Source organism: Streptomyces sp. NPDC025793 (assembly GCF_055558375.1).
Map to the genome: position 1 here is coordinate 16,073 of NZ_JBVHMR010000014.1, position 21,998 is coordinate 38,070.

Here is a 21,998-nt window from a genome sequence, read left to right on the forward strand (position 1 = left end):
ACGGCTCACACTGCCGGTGCCGGCCCGCACGAAGGTGACAACACGATGAACATAGCGCTTCGTCTTGTTGGAGCACCCGGTGAATGGCTGCCGGCGGGCGACCACGCTGCCACCCGTCGCGGCGCGGCCCGGTTTCCGGTGCCGGCCGGACCGTGGTGGACGCGGCCCGTCCTCACCCGGGGTTGCAGGTGGAGGACTCGCGGGCAGGACGCTGGTCGTGGACGGGGTGGGGAGCAGTCCGGCGGCTGCCGCGTCGGCCCGCGCGTGCGGGCCGTCCCAGGCCGACTCCGGCCAGGACGAATGCCAGTCCGCACAGCTGCTGGACGTTCAGCGCCTCTCCGGCGACCGCGGTGCCGAGCAGCACGCCGGTGACGGGGTTGAGCAGTCCGACCAGGCCCACGGTCCCCGCGGGCAGGTGCCGCAGCCCGGTGAACCAGGCGGCGAAGGCCAGCGCGGTGGCGACCAGGGCGACGTAGCCGAACGCGAGGAGCTCCGGTGCGGAGAGTGCGGGCGCAGGGCCCTCCGCGGCTGCGGCGACCGGCAGCAGGAACAGTCCTCCGGCAGTGAGCTGCCAGGCGGTCGAGGCGAGCACATCGGCTTCGGTGTTCCACCGTTTGGTAAGGACATGACCGAAGGACGACACCAGCGCGGCCGCGGCCGCGGCGAGGACTCCCGGCACGCTCACCCCTCCCGCCCCCGTGGGCAGCATGAGACAGACACCGCCGAGCCCGATCGCGGCGCCGGCCAGCTGCGCGGTGCCGGGCCGCCCGGAGACCAGGGCCCAGGCGATGAGCATCATCGCCGGCGGGGACACCGATGGCCGTCCTCCATGTCGCGGACCTGCCAAGCCAAGGTGAGTCGCTGCCGCCCGGAGGCCTTCGGGAAGGCGACGTCGACGACACGGCCCTGCGGCTCGGCGCGACCGGGCCTGGACACCGCCAGCCGCCTGCCGTCCGCGGTGACCTGGACGTCGGGCAGATCGACCGCTTCGCTGAAGGTCAGCCGTACGGTCGCCGGGGTGTGGGCGAGCCGCGCGCCGTCCTTCGGAGCCGACGACTCCAACTCGGTGTGTGCCGACGCGGCCGGAGCGAGCAGCAGCACGGCCAGCAGAGCGACCAACACAGCGGCCGGCGTGACGGCGCACAGGGACAGCGCGCGAGGTCTCACCGCAGCACCTCCGGGATCACCGAGGGCGACGGTGCGATGCCGACACACAACGGGGAGAGGCCGGTGGCGGCGGACCGCGGCAGGAGGGCGGTGGCGGACGGCGACGGGGAGGGTGACGGTGCTGCGGACACCGTGGCCGAGGAGCGGACCGCGCCGAGCAGGCCGTCCAGCAGGCCGGTCACGGAGCTGAGCGTGTCGCTCAGCAGCGGCTGCACCAGGTGCACCTCGCCGGTCCGACAGCCACCCGACAGCGAGGACGGGGACGGGGACGGGGACGACGGAACGGGAGATGGCGTCGGCGAGGGGGAAGCGGAGGACCCGGGCATCGGCATGCCGCCCCCTTCGCCACCGCCTGCGCCGTTATCCGCCGCTACGCGTCAGTTGATCGCCCGTTTCATTGCCTCATAGTCGACCACCACCCGACTGTGAGAACGGACCTCCACACACTAATCCGCGCATCGCATTCCGTGAAGAAAAGGGAGGCACCGTGAATTCGAACGCACTCCGCATTTACTTCTTCACCGAATCAACGTGCATGCATATGCAGCGGCATCCCACCCGCCCCGCCCGTCAGGCCCGCAAGCCCGCCCGCCTGAGCGCCACTTCGGACAATGCGACGATGACCTCCTCGTCTCCGCGACGCCAGGCGTCGGCCAGGCCGCCCGGCGGGACCGGCACCGCTGCGAGGTCGCGCTGCGGGCCGGTCAGGGCGCGCAGGGCGAGCAGGTCGGCGCCGCCGGGGCCGTCGAAGAGGTGCCGGGTGGTGGCGCTGTGCCTGATCCAGCGCAGGCGCGGCGGGAGCCACAGCACCAGGACGAAGGCCACGGGCAGGACGATCAGGGCGAGCGCGGTCAGGTCGGCCACCTGGCCCACGACGTGCTGGAGCGACTGCCCGGCGTCGGACAGACCGTCACCCGCCCCGGCGGCGGCCTGGAGCGGCTTCTTCAGGGAGCCCCCGATCAGCGGCACCTGCGAGGCCGCGTCCCCGGCGGCCTGGAGGCCGGAGGCGAGGCCGTGGCCCGCGCTCTGCGCCTTGCGACCCGGCTCGGCCAGCCGCATGATCACGCCGTGCACGGTCATCGCGAACGCCACCGCGACCGCGATCAGGGCCAAGGCGACCAGGTCAGCGAGCACCTGGCGGCTCCGGCGCGCCGGAGTCTGAGCGTAGAGGCGCATGGGCGTACTCCTGTTCCGGTGATGGAGCGGAGAGGGCGGGATCCGGCCGGGCGGGCCGCCGTGTTCGCGGCGGGGCCCGGCCGGGCGCTGGACTCGACTCTTCCACCGGACCAGGCGGGTAAACGTCCCCGACGCGGCGGCCTTCGAAGCTCGTCCGGCGGAGATCGTCGAGGCCATCGGCGCGGGCGTTGCGCCGGCGGATGCAGGCGGTGATGGCGGCGTTCTGGTCCTCGTGGGTGCGGGGCCGAGCGCCGGGGGCGCTGCCTGCCGGGCGGGGGTGGCCGGTGGTCACCGGCAGTACTCCCCCTTGCTTCCCGTGGGCTCTGGCGTCGGTTCACGATCGCTGGGCCGAGCGCGTGCGTGGCCGCGAAATCCGTCCACCCGCTGCCCACCGCCCGGCTGTCCCGGGAGCCGCTCTCCGTGAGGTGATGGGCGACCTCAGCAGTACGCGGTGACGGACTCGGGGCACCGTTACAGCGCGCCGTCATTCAGGCCTTCGCGGTGTCCCCACCCGGGCGTGGTCGCGCCGGGCCCGGCGCGTGGCTCGCCGCATGCGCAGGACGTAGAGGGCCGTGGGTGGCGCCCAGCCCAGTTGCAGAGCCTGGCCGAGGTCGTCTCGATTGGCCCAGTGCTCGATCAACTGGCCGTCGGCGATGCGGCACCAGTGCGTCCGGGTGACGGCGAACGTCCTCCCGGTCGCGGGAAACGCCCCGGTGGGGGCGGCGTTCTCGCCATACGTGGCCTTCGGCCCCCTGAAAGTCACAGGGGTAGAGGGAAGCGCCGGGGTTCGTGCCGGCCCAGCCGGTCAGTCGGCAGCCGCCGGAACTCATGGCTGCCTGTGCGGACGGGGCGCCGATGAGCCCTCCCGCGAAGACAACAGCGGTTGCCGCGGCCGCTGTGGAGATCATGGCTATCGGTCGTCGGGCCTTGTTCCGTTTGAACATGGGTTCCTGCCTCCTCCGGGTGTTGGATCGACGGCCCCGAGAGGCTGTCCGAGAGACCGGATCCCCCGTGCTGGCCGGTGTGACGTAGATCCTCATGTGCTGAGAGGGAGGTGGAGCTGAGGATCCCCGCCGAGGAACCACCGCCGTGGCCATGGATGTGCACCCTCGCCGAACCGCCGCCAAGGGCCCCGTCCGGTCTGGTGAGGCCGACGCGGCCCGCTGCGCTGCCGTGACGCAGCCTGCGAGGCCAACTCTGTTTTCACTGGCCGAACATCACCCGCCGGTGTAGCGTCGTGATCAGCAGTCGTGGTTCCGAAGTCCCGTTCGCCCGTGATCGCCATCGCGGGCGTTTTTGCTGTTCAACGCCTCTCCGGACCAGGGCGATCACCTCCGGACCCCGCACGGTGCGGGGCCCGATACGAGTCCTCTCGAAGGAGACAGGCACATGGCTACCGGCACTGTGAAGTGGTTCAACGCGGAAAAGGGCTTCGGCTTCATCGAGCAGGACGGCGGCGGCCCCGACGTCTTCGCCCACTACTCGAACATCGACGCCAGCGGCTTCCGCTCCCTGGAAGAGGGCCAGAAGGTGACCTTCGACGTCACGCAGGGCCAGAAGGGCCCCCAGGCGGAGCACATCCGCCCCGCCTGACAACGCCACGGAGAGCCCCGACCGGTGGATGCACCGGTCGGGGCTCTCCCGTCGCGCCCCCTCCAGACCTGCGCCGGCCTGGGTGGCGGGGCGTCGTCTGTTGTACGGCAGTGGGTGGCGGCTCTATGCCGAGTCGGACATTCCGTTCGTCGGTGTAGGCGTCGTACTCGGCTTGGTTGAGGATGCGGACCGGCATGCGGGTGCGAATGGGCGCTATGCCGTCCGCGACCGGCGCCGTGTTACCAGGTGCCAGCGCTGTCAAGGCGCCGAAGTCCGGTGACAGCAACGGCCTCTTCGACCTGCTCACGCCGGATGCGACCGTGAGCGACGACGGCACGGATCGCGATGTTCGGAACTGGCTCCAGAGCGAGGCCTTCGGCAGCAACGGCCGCATGGACGTCGAATCGGTGGCGGACGGCGGGACCGCCTTGGTGGCCGACTACACCAATGACCGCTGGGGCGCGATCCGCACCGCATGGCGCTCCACGGTCTCGGATGACAGGATCACCCGCTTCGGGACCGGGCAAGCCTGAGCAGGTCCCATCGCCTGGCCGGCCGTGGCCGCTCAGACGTGTCCGGTGGCATGGCTGCCGGGGTGCGCTGGTCGTCCTGCGGATGTTCCTCCAGGTACATCACGCCGCATGTGGTGACCTTGGCCTACTCGATGGCCGGATGTGGAGATCAGACGGCGGCCAGGCTCTTCGCCATGACCCGCTCCCTGGCAATGCCATCGGGCAGAAGATCGCCGGACTCACCCGTGCCCATGAAACCGTGCCGCTCATAGAGTGCGGTTGCCTTGCGGTTGTCCGGCATGACGGACAACCGCAGCGTCGTGGCACCGCGCTCCACCGCCCACCGCTCGACCGCCTGGATCAGGTAGTCACCCACTCCCTTGGCCCGAGCCGTGGGGTCGACCCACATCGAGATCAACTCCACGGTCTCTGCTCCCTCGCCCGGCACTCCGCTGGCCATGCCCACCGGAAGGCCGTCGAGGAGCGCGACGAGATCGTGCGCGCCAGGAATCGACAGACGGGCACGCCAGCGTTCCTCACGGTCGCCGGAGCCCTGCCACTGGGCCAGCGTCGATCCAAACGCGTGGGGCGCCTCAGCAAGCGCGGCCAGTCGCAACTCCCGCCAAAGGGGCCAGTCGTCTGATTCCAAAGTGCGTAGTTCAAGCATGATCCAGACCCTGCCCGCCCGCCGGGCGGGCAGCAAGTTGATTACCACCGGGCAAACGAGGTCGTTCAGCCCTGCGACCAGCCGAAACCGGGGAGCAACGGTGACTCACGCACCCGCAGACCACGGGCGCGGCCCGGCGGAAAGGTATGCGTTGGGGGGTCGCTCCGGCGTTCGTCTCACTGCTGTACAGGCGGTGACTTCGGCCTCCGGCGCGGCGGCCGGCATCCGCTGTGCGCCTTCCCGAACCATCTCGTCCAGCAGCGAACTGCCGCTTGGCGTGGTGCCGTTCTCGTTGACTACCGTAAGCACCGGCGTGTCTCCCCGACCGACGCGGCAACGTCGGCCTTGCTCGATGACCTGTCGATCGGTCCATCGGGAAGGTACGCCTCCTTCCGTCAGGAGTGGTCCACGAGTACCGAGCATCGCTCCGAGGCGGCGCTCGATGGCTTCAGTTGCAGATGCCGAGGGTGCCCCTGGGGTCGGCGGGGTCGTAGACGATGGCACAGATCTTGTGGCCCGGACCGTCGTACCACCAGTCGGAGCCGGCGCCGTTGGAGCTCCAGAGGTACCCGCCGTTATCCGTCAGAACGAACGTGCACTGGCCGTTGTCGGTGGCTGTCGGGTTGAGCTCCTGCTCGTCATGCCAAGCACCATTGACGTATTTCAGTTGGATCTCCTGGTCGGCGGTGCAGTTCGGCGTGTGGATCCAGTGGTCGCCCTCGTTGGCGGCGAAAGCGGGCGTGGACGCGAAACACAGAGCGATCGCGGCACCGACGCCGAGGACGGCAATGGCGGATCGCAGGGACGTACGGCAAGTCAGCATGAAGCGGCTCCCTCTCAGGGGCGACGCGGCCCGACGGCCGGCGAACTGCACCACAGCAACACCGTCGGCGGTGGTTCTGTCGGAGCGCCCGTCAGTTGATGAACATCGCGATGTCGTTGTTGTAGGCGGCGCTGGGCAGACTTCCGGCGTATCTCGGGGCAATCGGTATTCCGCAGTTCATGTTGTCGGGCGGGGGAGCGGGGACGCAGATGTTCCAGGAGTAGGAGGTGTTGTTCACGACCGAGGCCGCGTTCTTGTAGACGGTCTGGCCGTAACCCGAGCCGTTGCCCCAGTCCCGGAAGGAGAACTGGCCCAGGTCGCTGAACGAGCCGGGGCTCCAGTGCTCGAACGATCCCCAGCCCGCGCCGGGTGAGTTGTAGTACAGGCAGAAGGATCCGCCGGGGCAGGCCTCGGCGCCGCCCGGTCCGGCGGCGTAGGCGGGGGTGGTCGTGCCAAGCAGCGTGGCGGCCGCGGCGGCCGCGAGGACCGATGCAAGCCTGGTGATGCGGCGGCTCGGTTTCATGGTGCGCTTGTCTCCTTCTGGTCTGTGGCCATGGTGGTGGGCGTGGCTTCGTCGTCAGCCGGACCTCGCACGTCGGGGTCGCGGCATCCTCCGCGGGCAGGTGGGGGTGCGGTGCTCCTGGTGCCGCGTCGCACCCCGCACATGCCGGTAGCAGGCATGCCGTGCTGGTTCATGAGCCGTACATCGACCACTCGGCGTTGGCGATGCCGATCGGGAGGACCGTGGTGGCGGGAGGAGCGGATCAGTTGCCGAGGTAGATCCAGTCGGTGCCGAACGTCCACAGATTGCCGGAGCTCGCGTAGACCTGGATCGCGTCCTGGCCGCTGTCCTCCCCGTAGATGTAGTCGCATGCTCCGGGCGCGAGTTGGGGGGTGGTGTGGTCCGTGGGTGTGATCGCGCGGCCGGTCTGGGCGTCCTTGATCCAGAAGTGGAAGCTGTTCGCTGAACCCTGGTGGTTGCACAGGGAGGCGTCGACCCACGGTGTCTCGGCCACCGTGTTGGTGCCCGTGATGGTCACGCCGTGGAGAGTGTAGGAGTCGCTGCCGGTCGCGGCGGACGCGGCGGTGCCGACGCCGATGATCGCGGCGGTGGCCAGGGCGGTCACGGTGAGGCTGGCACGGGTCTTCCGCATGTCGTCCGGTCCTCGGCTTTCCTTTGTCGGGTATGTGGTGCCGTTGACGGCGCAGTGCGACAGGTTGGTCCAGTGCGCGCTGAGGTGGAGGGTGTGGGCCCCTGAGCCTCGGCGGAGCGTGACGGGGCCGCCGGCGTGGACGGCGTCGCACTGGGCGGCTGCTGTGGCCTCATGACTGGCGTCCTGCCGGCGAGGCGCGGACAGCCTGCGGCCTCGGAGCTGCCGGCCCATGCCGCGCCGTCCCGCCGTGCTGCCGTGCCACCGCGTCCGGCCGGGTGTCCGCTTGGCTGCCGCGCGCCTTCCGCTCTGGAGTTCTCCTTGCGGGGGACGGCGATCAGCCGCTTCCTTTGCCTTCCTGCTCCAGGCCGGGAGCGGGAAGGCAGAGGCGGTCGCCGAGAGCGCTAGCCGTGGCAGCCCTGGCTGTAGCTGTAGGCGCCGCCGTCGCCGTAGTTGTAGCCGTTGGTGTAGTCGTGCCAGCCGGAGCCCCAGTCGCCTTGGCACGTGTTATAGGCCCAGTTCACCCCGGCTACGAACTGTTCGGTCGGATGCCCATAGATGCTGGTGGGTTCGGACCAGTAGTCCGAGGACGAGGTGTTGTTCGGGTAGGGGGTGGTGATCACGACGTTCTGAGCGGTGCTGTCGGCGTTCCTGCCGTTGTCCACGAAGAGGGTGACGTTCCATCCGGAGTGGCTGGCGAGGAAGGAGCTGTCGACGTGGAAGTGCGCTCGGGTCGTGTGGCAGCCGGAGGAGTACATCAGTTCCACGTAGCCGACGTAGCCGTACAGGTCCACGTCGCTCCTGGTGAGCGAGGAGTAGGAGCAGCTGTCCGCATGGGCGGCCGTCGCGGTCACGGTGGGTGCCGCGAGGGCGGACACCGCAAGGGCCGTACTGACAGCAAGAGCCTTCAGGGCTCGGGCCGGGTTCACGGGGATTCAGATCCTTCGCATGGCGGGCAACGAGTAGGGCGGCCGCGGCTGCGACCGGGGAGGTTCGAGGCGGACGCCTGCCCGGGGGTGCGCGGATGCGGTCGCGGGCAGGCGGTGCGCACGGCGCGGGCCGTGACAGGCGGGCATGTCAGTTGTAGACGTTGCTGCACTGGGTCTCTGCTCCGGTGCTCATGTCCTGGACGCAGACTTGAACCTCCAGCAGGCCGCCGGTGTCCGTGGGTCCGTGCCACCATGTGGGGGTGTCGGCCCCGGTGTTGGGGGCGTAGGCGTCGGCGTTGCGGTAGGACGAGCCGGAGCCGGGTGTTTCGTAGGCGTTCCACTGGATGATCGAGATCCGGCAGTCGTCGTATGCGTGGTCCCAGGTGTGTCCGGTGACGTGGTTGGCGTCCCAGGTTGTCCAGCCGTAGCAGTTGCCGGACCACGCCTCCCAGTTGGAGCCGGCTGCCTGGGCGCTCGGCGCCAGCAGGAACCCGGTGGTCAGGGTCGCGAGGGTGCACAGGGCGGCTGCGGCGGTTCGCCGGCCGCCTCGCGACCGGCGCTGGTGCGGTTGACGGGGCATGAATTCCTCCTCCTGTGATGCCTTGCGCGATCGGCGCCGGCCTTGTCCATCGGCTGCGCAGCCTGCGGTTCATCGGCTCGGTGAACACGTGCCGCCACAGCCGTGCCGACTGCTGGGGGCTTGAGGGTGCGGGCCGCTCATGCGTTCAGGACCGCGGGTTTGGAAGCAAGTGGGTGTGGACGAAACCGGATTCACCGGCTCGCGTCAGCCTGGGCTGCGGGCGTGGCACCTGTCAGCCGAACCAGCCGGTCGACTGGTCGGCGACGCGTCTGCCGGACTCCGTGATCCACGCCTCCAGCCTGTACGCCGGTGCGTGGGCGTACCAGGGGATGCTGATGCTGTAGGTCTGCCCGGGCTCGGCCAGCGTACCGCCGGTGCCCGCGTTGCCGGCCTCGGCGTACCAGCTGTCGTCGGCCTGGTAGAAGATCCGCACATCCGTGCTGGCGAAGGTGCCGTCCATCCTCTGGGAGAAGACGGCGGTGGTGACGTCGAAACAGGTGTACACCTGCCAGCCATAGGCACTCGTGACGGGGGTGCAGTGGGTGTCGTCGGCGCTGGCGCTGGTGGCACCGAGGCCGACCAGACTTCCGGTCGCCAGCGTCAGGGTCGCCGCGGCGGCGGCGAGTCGTGTGCGCATCCTTGGGTGTCCCCTTGCTCGTGCGAGCAGGGATCGCCCGCAGTCGTCGGTACGAGTTCGTCGGTACGAGATCGTCAGTACGAGATCGTCAGTACGAGAAGCAGAAGCTCGCGTCCCAGATGCTGTTGGGCGCCGAGGTGTTGGGGGTTCCGCCCCACAGCCAGCACGAGTCACCCCACGGGGCCGGCTGGTGCTCCGGAACCCAGCCCGTGGAGGCGAACTGGGAGTAGACGCCCTCGTCGTCCCAGGGCATGGACCTGGCATCGCCAAGGTGGTCGAGGAACGCCCAGGTGGAGGCCGGACGACCGGTCTGGTTCAAGGTGACGACACACGCCTGGGTACCGTCCGTCGATTCGATCAGCTCCGACGTGTAACCACCCTCGGTATGGCTCTGGATGAGCCGCCCCTGGCAGACGTAGTTGGCCGCCTGGGCCTGGGAACCCGTCGTCACGACACCGGCGGCGGCCAGGGAGAGCGCGGCGACTCCCGTGGCGAGTGCACGGATGTGCTTCATAGCTTCCTTCCGGAACCTGGTCTCGGGTCCCTGGTCTCGGGGGTCAGGTGGCCTCGGGGTCAGGTGGCCTCGGGGTCAGGTGGCCTCGGACGTCATGGACCAGTCGTGGTGGTGCAGGATGCCGGGCAGCGCGTCGGCGTGGTCTCGGTGCCCGTGGGAGCGGCGGCCCGAGCCTGCCCGGTCATGCCGGTCAGCATGGCCCCGGTGTCGAGGGCGACCGGGCCGGCCGGGAGCTTTCGCATCATCAGAGAGCCCTTGACGCAGTGATCCGCCCCGACGCTCAAGGGGTGCCACGACCGGCCGACCGCTCAGCACAGCCACCGGCCGCTGCCGTTCGGACCCCCGACGACGGTTCCGTTGGAGAAGTCCCAGGCGGCGGTGACCGCTTCGAGTTCGTTGCAGTTGTAGGTCCAGTCGACGTCCGCCTGGAACTGCTCGGTGGACTGTCCCCAGATCGACACCGAGGGAGAAGGGAGGTCGGTCTGCGAGGTGTTCTGGTACGGCGTGTCGACGGAGAACCCCTGCGTCGTCCGGATGGCCACCCGCGCGTTCCAGCCCGAGTGCGAGGCGGCGAACCCGGAGTCGATGTGCATGACCGCCTCGACCCGATGGCAGCCGGAGGAGTACCTCATCTCGACGTATCCGATGTACCCGAGGTTCCCCGTACCGATGTCGTCGGTGTTGAGTCGCATGGAGTAGCTGCACGCATCTGACGCGGCCGCAGTGGCCACGCCGGCGCTGACGGCCACCGATCCCGCCGCGGCGACGGTGACGGCAGCGACGGCGGCGGCGAGGCGCCGCAGTCCGGATCTCATGATGCCGGGTTCATCCCCTCTGAAGTGGCCGGGCGGAAGCCCGCGTTGACGTCCTGGTGTCCGCCTGCCAGGTGCGAGACGACGCGGGGACGGTCGAGCGCTGCACGGCTGCACGGTCGGCCGGCACCGCGTCCGATGGCGATGGTGATGGCGGTGACTCATCCGATGGTTCAAGGGCGTACTGCCTCGGCTGGGCGTGGCCGCCCAGCCGGTGAGAAGCAGCGGTCCTTGCGGCCCGTCGGTCAGCCATGGGCCCGGGCCGCGCCGGTGGAGGCGACGGTGGCGACGGCCGTCGTCACGGCCGCCGCTGCTGCCTGACCGGGCGTTTCATCGCTGTTCCTTTCGTCGCGCGGGAATGGCTGAGTGCCCCACGGTGACGCTATGGACACGGGTCCGCCGACCGTCCTAGATTCGTCCTAGTGCCAGGTCAGCCAGGGGATGGGCGCTGATGGTGAAGTGCCGGGGGGAACATGAGATTTGGTGTGCTGGGGCCGTTGCACGCCCAGATCACCGGGCGCGAGGTCCGATTAGACGGACCGCGGCAGGCCAAGATGCTGGCCGCGCTCCTGGTCGACGCCAACAACGTCGTCGCCATGGAACGACTCGTCACCGTGATGTGGGACGAGGAGGCACCCGCCACCGCGGTCCGTCAGGTCCAGGACGCCCTCTCCGGGCTGCGCCGCAACCTCGCCGCGTGCGGAGCACCAGGTTCCTTGATCAGCACGCGGCGCGGCGGCTACCAGATCCACCTGGCCCCGGATCAGCTCGACCTGCTGGAGTTCGACCACGAGCGACACCTCGCCGAACGGCACAAGGCCCCTTTCGAGACAGCTGTCGCGCTGCGGCGCGCGCTCGCCTGCTGGCGCGGAAACGCCTTGGTCGACATCTCCAGCCGGGTCCTGGAGATCGACGCGGCACGGCTGAACGAGAAGCGCGCCGCCACGCACAAACGGTGTCTGAGCGTCGAACTCGACCTGGGGCGTCATCGTGAGGTCGTGGAGGAGCTGACCGCCCTGCTGCGAGAGCACCCCTACGACGAGCACGTCGCCGAGCACCTGATGGTCGCCCTCTACCGGTGCCAACGGCAAGGCGAGGCACTGCAGGTGTACGAGCGGCTGCGCCGGACACTGGCAGGAGAACTCGGCGTCGACCCCACCCCGCCGATCCAGGCGCTGCATCGGCGCATCCTGGTCGCCGATCCCGCCCTGGCGGCCCCTGCTGCTGCGAGCGGTCCTGCGGACACCCGACCGGAGAGTCCCGGCGCGGCGGCCACCGAACCGGTCATGGCGATGCCGGTGCGGCAACTTCCGCTCGACGTACCGGACTTCGTGGGCCGGGCGGACGCGCTGGCCGAGCTCGCCCGATTACTCGACGGGACGGCTCCGAACCGGGCTCCGGTGGCCGTCGTCGTGGGCGGTCCCGGTGTCGGCAAGTCCTGTCTGGTGACGCACGCCGCGCGGCTGGCGAGCGCCGCCTTCCCCGACGGCCAGCTCTACCTCGACCTCGCCGGGACATCGGACGAGCCGCGGGACCCGGCGCTGATGCTGGCCGAGGCACTGCGTGCCCTCTCGATCGCCGGCAGCGCGATCCCGAACGGGCTGTCCGAACGGTCCGCGCTCTACCGGTCGTTGCTGGCGGACCGCCGGATGCTGGTGGTGCTCGACGACGCCGGTCACGCCGGCCAGGTGCTGCCCTTGCTGCCCGGGGCCGACGGCTGCGCCGTGCTGATCACCAGCCGCACTCTGCTGACACACCTTCCCGGCGCCCGGCACATCGACCTGGACGTGCTGAGCCCGGCCGAGGCGCGGGAGTTGTTCACCGGCGTCGTCGGGCGGCGGCGGGTCGAGCGGGAAGCGGGGGAGGCCGACGCGATCCTCGACTGCTGCGGCAACCTGCCGCTGGCGATCCGGATCGCCAGCGCCAAGCTGACCGGCCGCCCGGCCTGGTCGCTGCGGGTGCTGCGGGAACGGATCGAGGACGAGTCCCGGAGGCTGGCCGAGCTGAGGATCGGGGACCTCAGCGTGCGAGCCAGCGTCGAACTGAGCCTGCGGCTGCTGCCGGCCGACGCGGTGCGCGCGCTGAGCCTGCTGGGCCTGCTCGGCCCATCCACCCTGCCCGGCTGGGTGGTCGGCCCGCTGCTGGACCGCTCGGACGCCGAGGAGGTGCTGGAGACCCTCGTCGACGCCAGCCTGGTGCGGCTGACCGCCACCGACGCCCTCGGCGAGCCGCGTTACCGGCTGCACGACCTGATCAGGACCTGTGCCGTGGAGATCGCCGCCCCGCTGCCGACGCAGGACAAGCGGGACGCGATCATCCGGGTGCTGTCCGTCTGGCTTGAGCTGATCGGGCGCGGCACCGACCGGCTGCCGGCGGCCGGGCTGCTGGCGGCCGCGCCGGGTTCGGCGCCGCGCCGCTCGCTGCCCGATGCGGTCGTGGACCGGCTGATGGCCGACCCGGTCGGCTGGTTCGACGCGGAACGCGACAACCTGCTCGGCGCGGTGAAACTGGCCGTGGACTGGGGCCTGGACGAGCTGGCCTGGGAACTGGCGGCCGGCGCGGCGACCTACTACGACCACCGGTGTCTCTATCAGCACTGGCAGCACGGGCACCGGCTCGCGTTGGCCGCGGCCGAGGCCGCCGGCAACATGCGCGGCGCATCGGTGCTGCTACGCGGTCTCGGCCAGCTGCACATCTACCAGGACGAGTTCGACCGGGCCACCCGGGCCCTGGAGTCCTCCCTCGGGCTGTGCCAGGACGGAGGGGACAAACGCGGCGAGGCGCTGTCGGTGGCCATGCTGGGTACGGTCAGCCGGGTGCAGGGCCGTGACGACGAAGCCCTCGAACGTGTCGAGCACGCGCTGGCCATCGCGGCCGGTGAGGGCGACCGGCACATCGAAGCGCAGCTGTCCTGCTCCATGGCCGTGATGAAGCTCATGCAGGGCAAGCTCGACGAGGCGGAGTTCTGGTTCGACGGGGCCTTGAGCCAGGCCAGGGAGCTGGGCGACGGGCATCGCGTGGCCGTGGTGCTGCGGCGGTTCAGCCGGCTGCACGATCGGTGTGGTGATCCGGACGAGGCGCTGCGCTGCCTGTGGCAGGCGTTGGCCACCTTCGAGGAACTGGGCGACGAGCGGTGTGTTGCGTACACGCTGCTGGAAGTCGGCCGCGTGTACGCCGGCCAGCACGACCGGGACCGGGCGAGCCCGGCGTTGGAGCGCGCGGCGGGCCTGTTCCACCGGCACGGCGACCGCCAGGACGAGGCCACCTGCTGGCAACTGATCGGCGACCTGTACGCCGCCGCCGGCGTTCACGACCTGGCGGACCAGCACCGAGAGCGGGCGCTGCGGCTGTGGCAGATGATCGGCGACATCAACCAGACGAAAGCTCCGGCGCGGCCATCGTCGCCGTAAGGTGGTCATGTCCCTGACCAGAGACGTCTGTCCGATCAGTCACCCGTAACTCCCGCGCGACGGCCTCGGTCTTCTGCACCGGCGGATCTGCATCCTCGACGATGACGGCCTGTCCGCGGTCAGGGGGCGGTCCTGAAGGGGATGGGACGCCCGGTGAACCTGTCGGTCAACGTCCTGTCGCCAAGTGGAGCGTCCAGACGGACGCTGATCTTCTCACCGGCGTTGTGGCGACAGGCGACCTCGTCGCCACGTCCTCCCCACAGAGGCCACGTGCGTTTCAGCAGCAGTGTCACGGTGTGAGTGGATTCACGGGCTTCGATGCGCGGGCGGTTCTCGCACGAGCCCCAGCTCTCGACCGCGTTGATCGTACGACCGTTGTCGCTCACGATGACGCTTTCCCCTCGCGAGCTGTCCGCCACCGAGGCGTCTTCACTGTGCGAACGCTCCAAACGGTTCCAGAAGTGCAGTCCCACCATGACGAAGACTGCCAGGACCAGGACAGAACAGCCCATGCGCCGGAACAGTTGGGATCTACTTCCGTACACAGCAGTCTCCTCCGTGGGCAGATCCGCGACAGGCTTGCCAGTTGGCCTTCGCCGGCCCGTCGTACAGCTTGCCGGTGACCTCCGGCCCGGGAACGTCGATCGCACTCTGCTCAGCCGTCGCCCGCGGCCGGGGCGATGCCGCAACGGATCCTGTGTCACGTCGTCGAGGGGACGCTGATCCGCCTGGACATCGAGCACACCTCTGCTTTCGTTGTTTCGCCGGCTGTGTCTTCTTGGGTGTGTGCACGTCGCGGCGGAACGCGGGCGGGAGTGAGCCTGTCCGGAGGGCTGGGTGCCTCCCAGGGACGGAGCCGGTCGGCGGTCCTCGGGTGTGCAGGGCCCCGCCGCACAGGTTGAAGATCAAGCTAGCCTCGCGCTTTCATGAAGCGGGCTGTCCGGCAGGCGGCCAGGAAAGCAGAAAGTGCCTCTGACCAGTAAGAATAAGGATTGTCGAGGTCCTTGTTCCTGCCACCGCCGGAGGCACTTCCCAGGTGAAGCACTCTATCGCGTCCTATCCCCGCGTCCGTGTCCAGGACGACGGCCGCCGGGTCGGTCAAGACCGCGCACACCGTCCCGACGAACACCCTGGGAATCGACGCCGGCAAGAAAATCGTCGGCCGCAAACGCAGCATCGTCGTCGACACACTCGGCCTCTTACTCCTGGTCATGGCCACCGCTGCGAGCGTCTCCGACAACAAAGCGGGCAAGCAGCTGCTGACCCGAACCGCGGCCACCCATCCCAGGATCAGCAAGGCGTGGGTCGACACAGGCTACAAGAACCAAGCCGTCGAACACGGCGCGAGACTCGGCATTGATGTCGACGTCGTCCCACGCGACACCCAGGTCAAGGGCTTCTCCGTCCTGCCCAGGCGATGGGTCGTGGAACGAAGCCTCGGATGGATCATGATGCAGCGCCGCCTCGCCCGCGACTACGAAACCAAACCCGAACACTCCGAGAGCATGATCCGCCTCGCAGCGATCTCCGCCCTCGCCAAACGCGCAACCGGCGAAACCACCCCAACCTGGCGAGACGCATAAACCGCAATCACCCGCGAACTACACGAACCAGACGTGCTCTCAAGCCGGGCTCACTCCCATCGAAACCGGACCCGGGTACGACAGCGACCGCTGTGGGCCGAACGGGTGAGGGAACCGGTGCGTTCAGATACCCCGTCATCCTCAAGGGGGGCCTTTGACCAGCGGCTTAAGAAGCGGTGAAGAGACAGTTGTTGGACGAGATGGTGTTCCGGAGCGAAGACGTGTCCGCGGCGGACCGGTTCGACTACTGGACCGAGCTTTTGGGCCGTACCCACGCGCCCATGGACCTGCGCAGCGACCACACCGACGACTTCCGGGCCTCCCAGCGCGTGCTGGACCTCGGCGCCGTCACCGTGTGGTCCGCCACGTTCCAGCCGCTGGTGTTCCAGCGCACGCCGAAGCTGATCCGGCAGTCCGACCCCGAGGCCTACCACCTGTCACTCGTCGTACGCGGGACCGGGGCGGGCGTGTGGCGGCACCGGGAGACCGCGTACAAGCCGTACGACCTGTTCATCAACTCGTCCTCGTTGCCGAACGACGTCTACAGCACCGGAGACCTGGTCCGGACCGTGGCGCTGGAGGTTCCCAAGGTGCTGCTGCCGCTGCCCCGCGACATGGCCGCCCGGATCGTCGGGGCGCCGGTGTCGGCCCGGGAAGGCATGGGTGCCCTACTGGCCCAGTTCCTCACCCAGTTGATCGCGGACCCGGCCGCGTACCAGCCCTCCGACCGGCCGCGGCTGGCCGCCATCGTGACCCCTCTGGTCGCCGCGCTCTTCGCCCATCTGCTCGAAGCCGGCGACTGCCTGCCGCCGGAGACCCACCAGCGGGCCCTGACCTTGCGCATCCAGGCGTTCATCCGGGAGCACCTGCACGACCCGCACCTCACCCCGAGCGCCATTGCCGCCGCGCATCACATCTCCACCAGCTATCTGCACCGCCTCTTCCAGCACGAAGACGCCACCGTCGCCGCGTGGATACGCCGCCTGCGCCTGGAGGCGGCCCGCCGCGACCTCGCCGATCCGGCGCTTCGCACCACCCCCATCCACGCCATCGCCGCCCGTTGGGGATTCCCCCGCGCAGCCGACTTCAGCCGCGCCCACCGCGCGGCCTACGGCACCACGCCCAAGGACCACCGGCACCAAGCCCTCCACCAGGCCCAGATGCCGGAAGTCCACCCATTGCCAAGGGGGGTGTGGACTGATCGCTAACGACTCTTCGGCGGGATTCCGAGATCCTCCACTCATACGGCTGGGGCTTCACGGGGGTGAGCGTCAGCCACCGAACGAGAACGGGGAGACATGACTGCGAAGCAACAGGGCCGTCGCAGAGGACGGATCACAGCGGCGCTGGTCGCTCTGACGTCGCTGGCGGCGCTGATATCGGGCACTGAGCAGGCGGTCGCCGCCGACCCGCCCGTAATTGCCGACGAGGGCCAACCGTTCAAGAGCGAGGACGCATCCGGCTTCGTTCTCCATCCGCGGGAGATGCCAGGTGTTGACGAGGGCGAGACAGCACGGTCGGTGATCGAGGGGGCCGAGGCGAAGGGCGTCGTGTCGAGGGTGTCGCCGCTGAGCGTGGCCCAGTCGCGGCAGCATGTCGGCCGCCCCCTGTGCCACACGACCGGGATCAACGGCACGCTCGAGTACAACGGCTTCTGCTGGGACGAGACGGACGACAACACCAGCGCCTATGACCCGGCCGGGGGCTGGCATCCGCAAGGGTTCACCGCCTCGCACGACGCGGACTCGAGCGGCACCATCGACGGTCACCACCTCTACATGGCGTCCTGGTACTGGGGCCACGGCCTCATAGACGAGGACCGGAGCAAGAAGGCCCGTATCTCCATCCTGGAGTCGACCGGCACGGACTGGAGCTACGGGCACGTGCTGCTCGTGCAGCCGACCGGCAGTCGGGCCAACCCCAACTTCTCCACGGTCGACGATGTACACGCCGACGGCATGGTCTGGTACGGGAACAGGCTGTTCGTGGCCAACGGCGGCGAGTTGCAGATCTACGACCTCGACCACCTGTGGATGGTGAACTCCATCTCGAAGGAGTCGGGTATTTCGGGCGGCACATCCTCGGCCGAGTACCACCAGTGGGCCCTGCCCATGGTCGCCCGTTACTCGAACCGCACCAAGGCCGAGCAGGGCGGTCTCTCCAAAATGAACTGTAATGACAGAAAGGATCAGAACGGCGATCCGGTACCGGTTGCCTGCCTGAACTCCTTGAGCCTGGACCGCAGTGTGTCACCGCCGCGCCTGGTCTCCGGACGCCACGGGGGACCCGACCGCACCGACCCGGTGGATGTGATCCGCTGGCCGATCGAAGACCTCGGTGAGGGCGGTACGTCCCCCGTCATGGCGACGGCCGCCTACGCCGCTCCCATTCACGGCTTGCAGGGCGTGGCCACCGACGGAACGTACTACTACATATCGGCCATGTGTGACACGAAATACATGGGAGTCACCGACCCCACGAACTCAGACGCCTACTACTGCATCTGGCAGGCCAAGCCGAACGACAAGGTGTCGATCCTCACCCGCGATGCGCCCCTCACCCAGAACCTGTCCTACTCGTTCTCCTCGGGCCGGCTGTGGGGCATGAACGAGGTCACCGGCAAGCGCGTGGTCTTCTCCCTGCTGCCCCGGAGAATCGACGACGCCCAGTACCTGTACAACGACTACAGCAAGTTGTGCGCGGGCGCGGGCAGCGAGATCTACAACGGTTCGAAGGTCATCCAATGGGGCTGCAAGACCGAGGACAAGGCCCGGGACGAACACTGGCTCCCCGAGAACACCACCGACTCCAACGGCGCCCGCGCGTACTTCCTGCGCAACACCTACTCCGGCAAGTGCATGGGCCCGGCCTCCAGCCTGGCCAGCGGGGCGGGCATGATCCAGTACACCTGCAACGGCGCGGTGGACGAGAAGTGGTGGTACGACCAGGACACCCACGAGCTGCGGAACGTCTACTCGGGCAAGTGCCTGGGCCTGGGCTCCGCCGCCACAAAGGGCTCCCAGCTCATCCAGTGGCCCTGCAACGGCGCCCAGGACGAGCGCTGGACCATCTCCAAGTCCGCCCCCAACGTGTGACCTGGACACCCGCCTCCGACGGCCCGCCGGGAAACCCGGCGGGCCGTCGCGGTCTTAAGGCACTTCTGCGTACCGGCGATTCGGGCATTTTGCGGTCTGCCGTGCCGATTCAAGGGATGGCGGGTGTCGGCCGGAGCGGGTGGGCAGGGTGATGTCGGCGCGCGATCCCGGGTGCGGGTACGTCCTGGGTGGTGGAGTGCCGTTGGTCTTGGGGAGGGGACGGCGTGGGACTGTTCTCGCGGAGTGCATCGGATGGCGACGGCGTGCAGGAACACTGGCTGCTGCAGGGCGAGGCCGGGGAAGTGGCAGGCCGGGGCGGTGCTGCTGGTCGAGACGGTCCGCAAGACCGGTCTGGATGCAGCGATATCGGCGGCGCTCGTGCCGTGGCGCAAACCGTGAGCGGTGCACGATCCGGGCAAGATCCTTCTGGATGTCGCGCTCGCGGTGGCGCTGAGCGGGGACTGCCTGGCCGATGTGGGCATGCTGCGGGCCGAGCCGGCTGTGTTCGGGCCGGTGGCCTCCGACCCCACGGTCTCCCGGCTGGTCAGCAGGCTGGCGTCGGGTGGGCAGCGGGTCCTGGCCGCGTTGCGCACCGCCCGGGCTGAAGTACGCGAACACGTGTGGCGGTTGGCCGATGACGCAGCGCCGGACGCGGGCGGGCAGGTGATCGTGGACATCGACGGAGTCCTCGTCCTGGCGCACTCCGAGAAGCAGGACGCCGCCGCGACCTGGAAGAAGACGTTCGGGCACCACCCGCTGATGGGGTTCGTCGACCACGGCCGCGGCGGGTCCGGCGAGCCGGTCGTGGGCCTGCTGCGACCCGGCAACGCCGGCTCCAACACCGCCGCCGACCACATCGACGCCACCAAGCCGGCCCTGGCTCAGCTGCCGAAACGGCTCCGGCGGGGGCGTCAGACGCTGATCCGTACCGACTCCGGTGGCGGCACCCACGAGTTCGTCGCCTGGCTCACCCGGCGCGGGCGGTGGCTGTCGTACTCGGTCGGCATGACCATCACCGACGCCATCCACCAGGCCGTCCTGAAGGTCCCGGCCTCGGCCTGGACACCGGCCGTGGAACCCGACGGCGACATCCGCGACGGCGCCTGGGTCGCCGAACTCGCCGGCGACTGCCTGACGGGCTGGCCCAAGGGACTGCGGCTGATCGTGCGCAAGGAACGGCCGCACCCCGGCGCCCAGTTGCGTTTCACCGACGCCGACGGCATGCGTCTCACCTGCTTCGCCACCAACACGGCCGACGAGGCGATCGCCACCCTCGAACTGCGCCACCGCCAGCGGGCCCGTGCCGAGGACCGCATACGCGCCGCCCGCGCCACCGGCCTGCGCAACCTCCCCCTCCACGACGCCGCACAGAACCAGATCTGGCTGGAGATCATCCAGATCGCCCTCGACCTGCTGGCCTGGATGCCCCTGCTCGCCCTGACCGGCAAGGCCCGCCTGTGGGAGCCCCGCCGCCTGCGGCTTCGACTGTTCTCCACCGCCGCCCAGCTCGTCACCACCGGCCGCCGCCGCTACCTCCGCCTCGCCAAGCACTGGCCCTGGACCGACGTGATCAACGAAGCCCTGGAACGACTCCACGCCCTCCCGAACCCCGGCTGACCAGCCTCTTCCCGTCCCTACGAGCAGCACCACCACACCGGAGCAGTGGAACCCGGCGCACACCCGACGCGACAACCGGGCCATCAGCCTGCCCAGACTCCGAAAATCCCCATCAACACTCACCACAAAGGGTCCGTCAGCAAGCTGACGGACCCTCATGAACGATCGAGGCTAGCGCCGCTTGCGCTTCTTCGTGCTCCGGTTGTCGGCGCTCGGCCCGGCACCGCTCGGCCGGCTGGGCGCCGCCGGGTTCGGCGCGGCCTCGCGCAAGCCGATCCGGCGAGTCTGCCAGACGGTCAACTCCCACAACCCGATCGCGACGCCGACTCCTACGACGCCGATGGGGAGGGAGCTGAAGTCGGCACCGGCGGGCTGCGGGGCCAGCCAGCCGCTCGGGTCCACCAGCAGGTCCTCGGTGGTGCCCGCGTCCTCCGTGCCGTTGCAGCCCATGCCGACGATGTCGGCGTGGGCCATCGGCCTGCCGTCGGTCCGCTTCAGCCTGCAGTGGTAGACCGGGCCGGTCTTGCCCCTGGTGGCGTACACCGAGGTGATCCGCACCTCGGCACGCTGTCCCCGGCCCTGCATCAGCGCGGCCCGGGAGACCAGCCCGGAGCCGAGCACGACGGCCAGCCCGATGGTCAGCCCGGCGAAGAACACCCACCCCCTGGTCGCGGTCGCCATCAGCACCGCGATCGCGAGGGCCACGGTCAGCACACCGAGGATCAGCGCCGCCGGAAACCAGTCCGGGCCGGTGCCGAGCACGCCGATGCCCACCATCGGCAGGGGGACGAGCGCGGCTGTGCGGGCGAGCCGCCGCACCACGTGCGGGGGCCAGGCCACGTTCTTCCGGGTCCCGGGCGCCATCAGCGGCCCTCGAACCGGCGCAGCCCGGCCCGCCGGGAGAGCCAGACCAGCAGCTCGAAGAGCACCAGTACCACCGGCAGGGCCCACGCGGCGATGTCGACCCCGCTGTAGTCCGTCCCGGCCGGCTCCGGCGCCGTCCAGCCGTGCGGGTCGACAAGCACGTCCTCGGTCTGCCCGACTTCCATCGGCCCGCCGCAGGAGTCGTTGCCCAGCTCGGCGTGCTTGAGCGGCTTGCCGTCCACCCGCCCCAGAAGGCAGGTGTACTCCGGCCCGTGCTTGCCCTGGTACGTCTTCACCGAGGTGACCCGCACCTCCACCCGCTGCCCTTGGTGCGCCATCACCTCCGCCTGCAGCACCGGCCCCGGCCCGGACAGCGCGGCGATCCCCACGATCACCCCGCCGACGATCAGCCACCCGTTCGGCGCTGCGATGATCATCAGCGAGAGAGTCGCGATCAGCGCGAAGGTCCCGAGGACCAGTCCGAACCCGCTCCAGTCCGGATCGGCGGCCAGCAACGACAGCCCGACGATCACCGGCGGCCCGAAAAACGCCGTCGTGGTGAGGCGGCGGACCTGCCGGGACGAGGTGGCGGTGGCTGTTCGAGGCACGGCGTCAGTGTGACGAACGGGGTCGTCAGGCTGAAGGGCGGGGTCCGTCACCACAGTCGTCGCCCTCGATGAGCACCTGCCGGGTGGTGACGTACGCGGCAAAGAGCAGCATTTCGACGGCAGTTCGGGCGGCACCGAGGACGCCGGAGCCCCTCGGATGTTCATGGCTCCGGGTTGTGGCCCACCTTGCGGAGGCTGCGCCGGAACCGCAACTCGTGAGGCGGCGGTGGCGGCGTCATCCTGCCGTCCTGGCCGAACAT

The 21,998-nt window shown here is 69.5% G+C and carries 22 protein-coding genes and 2 pseudogenes; 7 read left to right on the plus strand and 17 right to left on the minus strand.

Annotated elements, in window-relative coordinates; translation table 11 throughout:
- Window positions 1-172 precede the first annotated feature (172 nt).
- The 5 genes from ACZ4MF_RS25355 to ACZ4MF_RS25375 all read right to left on the minus strand — a co-directional run bounded on the left by ACZ4MF_RS25355 (window position 173) and on the right by ACZ4MF_RS25375 (window position 3,106).
- A complete protein-coding gene (locus ACZ4MF_RS25355; protein ID WP_467494219.1) occupies window positions 173-814 on the minus strand; it encodes a DMT family transporter in 642 nt (213 codons plus the stop codon).
- Window positions 796-1,167, minus strand: coding sequence for a copper resistance CopC family protein (locus ACZ4MF_RS25360; RefSeq protein ID WP_467494220.1), 372 nt, complete (start codon window positions 1,165-1,167; stop codon window positions 796-798). The genes ACZ4MF_RS25355 and ACZ4MF_RS25360 overlap by 19 nt, the downstream gene beginning before the upstream one ends.
- On the minus strand, window positions 1,164-1,382 hold the full coding sequence (locus ACZ4MF_RS25365; RefSeq protein ID WP_467494221.1) for a hypothetical protein: 219 nt from the start codon (window positions 1,380-1,382) through the stop codon (window positions 1,164-1,166). The genes ACZ4MF_RS25360 and ACZ4MF_RS25365 overlap by 4 nt, the downstream gene beginning before the upstream one ends.
- 355 nt (window positions 1,383-1,737) lie before the next feature.
- Window positions 1,738-2,343 carry a hypothetical protein gene (locus ACZ4MF_RS25370; RefSeq protein WP_467494222.1) on the minus strand — a complete coding sequence of 202 codons (606 nt, stop codon included), beginning with the start codon at window positions 2,341-2,343 and terminating at the stop codon, window positions 1,738-1,740.
- Window positions 2,344-2,827: 484 nt separating this feature from the next.
- Window positions 2,828-3,106, minus strand: coding sequence for a hypothetical protein (locus ACZ4MF_RS25375; protein WP_467494223.1), 279 nt, complete (start codon window positions 3,104-3,106; stop codon window positions 2,828-2,830).
- 626 nt (window positions 3,107-3,732) lie between these two features.
- On the opposite strand from ACZ4MF_RS25375, the gene ACZ4MF_RS25380 reads away from it, so the two are divergent.
- Window positions 3,733-3,936 carry a cold-shock protein gene (locus ACZ4MF_RS25380; RefSeq protein WP_467494224.1) on the plus strand — a complete coding sequence of 68 codons (204 nt, stop codon included), beginning with the start codon at window positions 3,733-3,735 and terminating at the stop codon, window positions 3,934-3,936.
- Window positions 3,937-4,130: 194 nt separating this feature from the next.
- On the plus strand, window positions 4,131-4,469 hold the full coding sequence (locus ACZ4MF_RS25385; RefSeq protein ID WP_467494225.1) for a nuclear transport factor 2 family protein: 339 nt from the start codon (window positions 4,131-4,133) through the stop codon (window positions 4,467-4,469).
- Window positions 4,470-4,617: 148 nt separating this feature from the next.
- Here ACZ4MF_RS25385 and ACZ4MF_RS25390 read toward each other — a convergent pair whose 3' ends face one another.
- The 9 genes from ACZ4MF_RS25390 to ACZ4MF_RS25430 all read right to left on the minus strand — a co-directional run bounded on the left by ACZ4MF_RS25390 (window position 4,618) and on the right by ACZ4MF_RS25430 (window position 10,564).
- On the minus strand, window positions 4,618-5,115 hold the full coding sequence (locus tag ACZ4MF_RS25390; RefSeq protein ID WP_467494226.1) for a GNAT family N-acetyltransferase: 498 nt from the start codon (window positions 5,113-5,115) through the stop codon (window positions 4,618-4,620).
- A 448-nt stretch (window positions 5,116-5,563) separates the two neighbouring features.
- Window positions 5,564-5,938, minus strand: a complete 375-nt coding sequence (locus ACZ4MF_RS25395; protein ID WP_467494227.1) for a hypothetical protein — start codon at window positions 5,936-5,938, stop codon at window positions 5,564-5,566.
- A 91-nt stretch (window positions 5,939-6,029) separates the two neighbouring features.
- Window positions 6,030-6,461, minus strand: a complete 432-nt coding sequence (locus ACZ4MF_RS25400) for a peptidase inhibitor family I36 protein (RefSeq protein WP_467494228.1) — start codon at window positions 6,459-6,461, stop codon at window positions 6,030-6,032.
- A gap of 241 nt (window positions 6,462-6,702) precedes the next feature.
- Window positions 6,703-7,092 (minus strand): hypothetical protein, encoded by a 390-nt coding sequence (locus tag ACZ4MF_RS25405; protein ID WP_467494229.1) that lies wholly within the window; start codon window positions 7,090-7,092, stop codon window positions 6,703-6,705.
- A gap of 401 nt (window positions 7,093-7,493) precedes the next feature.
- Window positions 7,494-8,018: a hypothetical protein gene (locus ACZ4MF_RS25410; RefSeq protein WP_467494230.1), complete on the minus strand. Its 525-nt coding sequence runs from the start codon at window positions 8,016-8,018 to the stop codon at window positions 7,494-7,496.
- A 148-nt stretch (window positions 8,019-8,166) separates the two neighbouring features.
- Entirely contained in the window at window positions 8,167-8,598 is a 432-nt protein-coding gene (locus tag ACZ4MF_RS25415; RefSeq protein WP_467494231.1) for a hypothetical protein, read from the minus strand.
- A gap of 232 nt (window positions 8,599-8,830) precedes the next feature.
- Entirely contained in the window at window positions 8,831-9,235 is a 405-nt protein-coding gene (locus ACZ4MF_RS25420) for a hypothetical protein (protein WP_467494232.1), read from the minus strand.
- 88 nt (window positions 9,236-9,323) lie between these two features.
- Window positions 9,324-9,749 (minus strand): hypothetical protein, encoded by a 426-nt coding sequence (locus ACZ4MF_RS25425; protein WP_467494233.1) that lies wholly within the window; start codon window positions 9,747-9,749, stop codon window positions 9,324-9,326.
- A gap of 308 nt (window positions 9,750-10,057) precedes the next feature.
- A complete protein-coding gene (locus ACZ4MF_RS25430) occupies window positions 10,058-10,564 on the minus strand; it encodes a hypothetical protein (protein ID WP_467494234.1) in 507 nt (168 codons plus the stop codon).
- 470 nt (window positions 10,565-11,034) lie between these two features.
- Here ACZ4MF_RS25430 and ACZ4MF_RS25435 point away from each other — a divergent pair, with 470 nt between their 5' ends.
- Window positions 11,035-13,971 (plus strand): AfsR/SARP family transcriptional regulator, encoded by a 2,937-nt coding sequence (locus ACZ4MF_RS25435; RefSeq protein WP_467494235.1) that lies wholly within the window; start codon window positions 11,035-11,037, stop codon window positions 13,969-13,971.
- Window positions 13,972-14,090: 119 nt separating this feature from the next.
- On the opposite strand, the gene ACZ4MF_RS25440 is transcribed toward ACZ4MF_RS25435, so the two are convergent.
- Window positions 14,091-14,516, minus strand: a complete 426-nt coding sequence (locus tag ACZ4MF_RS25440) for a hypothetical protein (RefSeq protein ID WP_467494236.1) — start codon at window positions 14,514-14,516, stop codon at window positions 14,091-14,093.
- A gap of 549 nt (window positions 14,517-15,065) precedes the next feature.
- Between ACZ4MF_RS25440 and ACZ4MF_RS25445 the strand changes: the two are divergent.
- The 4 genes and pseudogenes from ACZ4MF_RS25445 to ACZ4MF_RS25460 all read left to right on the plus strand — a co-directional run.
- Window positions 15,066-15,554, plus strand: a pseudogene (locus ACZ4MF_RS25445) (transposase); the annotation flags it as partial.
- A gap of 188 nt (window positions 15,555-15,742) precedes the next feature.
- Window positions 15,743-16,762, plus strand: a complete 1,020-nt coding sequence (locus ACZ4MF_RS25450) for an AraC-like ligand-binding domain-containing protein (RefSeq protein ID WP_467494387.1) — start codon at window positions 15,743-15,745, stop codon at window positions 16,760-16,762.
- Window positions 16,763-16,852: 90 nt separating this feature from the next.
- Window positions 16,853-18,649, plus strand: a complete 1,797-nt coding sequence (locus tag ACZ4MF_RS25455) for an RICIN domain-containing protein (protein WP_467494238.1) — start codon at window positions 16,853-16,855, stop codon at window positions 18,647-18,649.
- A gap of 306 nt (window positions 18,650-18,955) precedes the next feature.
- A pseudogene (locus tag ACZ4MF_RS25460) lies at window positions 18,956-20,266 on the plus strand (IS1380 family transposase); the annotation flags it as partial.
- A 171-nt stretch (window positions 20,267-20,437) separates the two neighbouring features.
- Here ACZ4MF_RS25460 and ACZ4MF_RS25465 read toward each other — a convergent pair.
- The gene (locus ACZ4MF_RS25465) at window positions 20,438-21,130 is read right to left on the minus strand and encodes a hypothetical protein (RefSeq protein ID WP_467494239.1); all 693 of its coding nucleotides are present in this window, start codon (window positions 21,128-21,130) and stop codon (window positions 20,438-20,440) included.
- Complete coding sequence (locus tag ACZ4MF_RS25470; RefSeq protein WP_467494240.1) at window positions 21,130-21,738, minus strand: hypothetical protein; 609 nt, start codon at window positions 21,736-21,738, stop codon at window positions 21,130-21,132. The genes ACZ4MF_RS25465 and ACZ4MF_RS25470 overlap by 1 nt, the downstream gene beginning before the upstream one ends.
- Window positions 21,739-21,998: the final 260 nt, after the last annotated feature.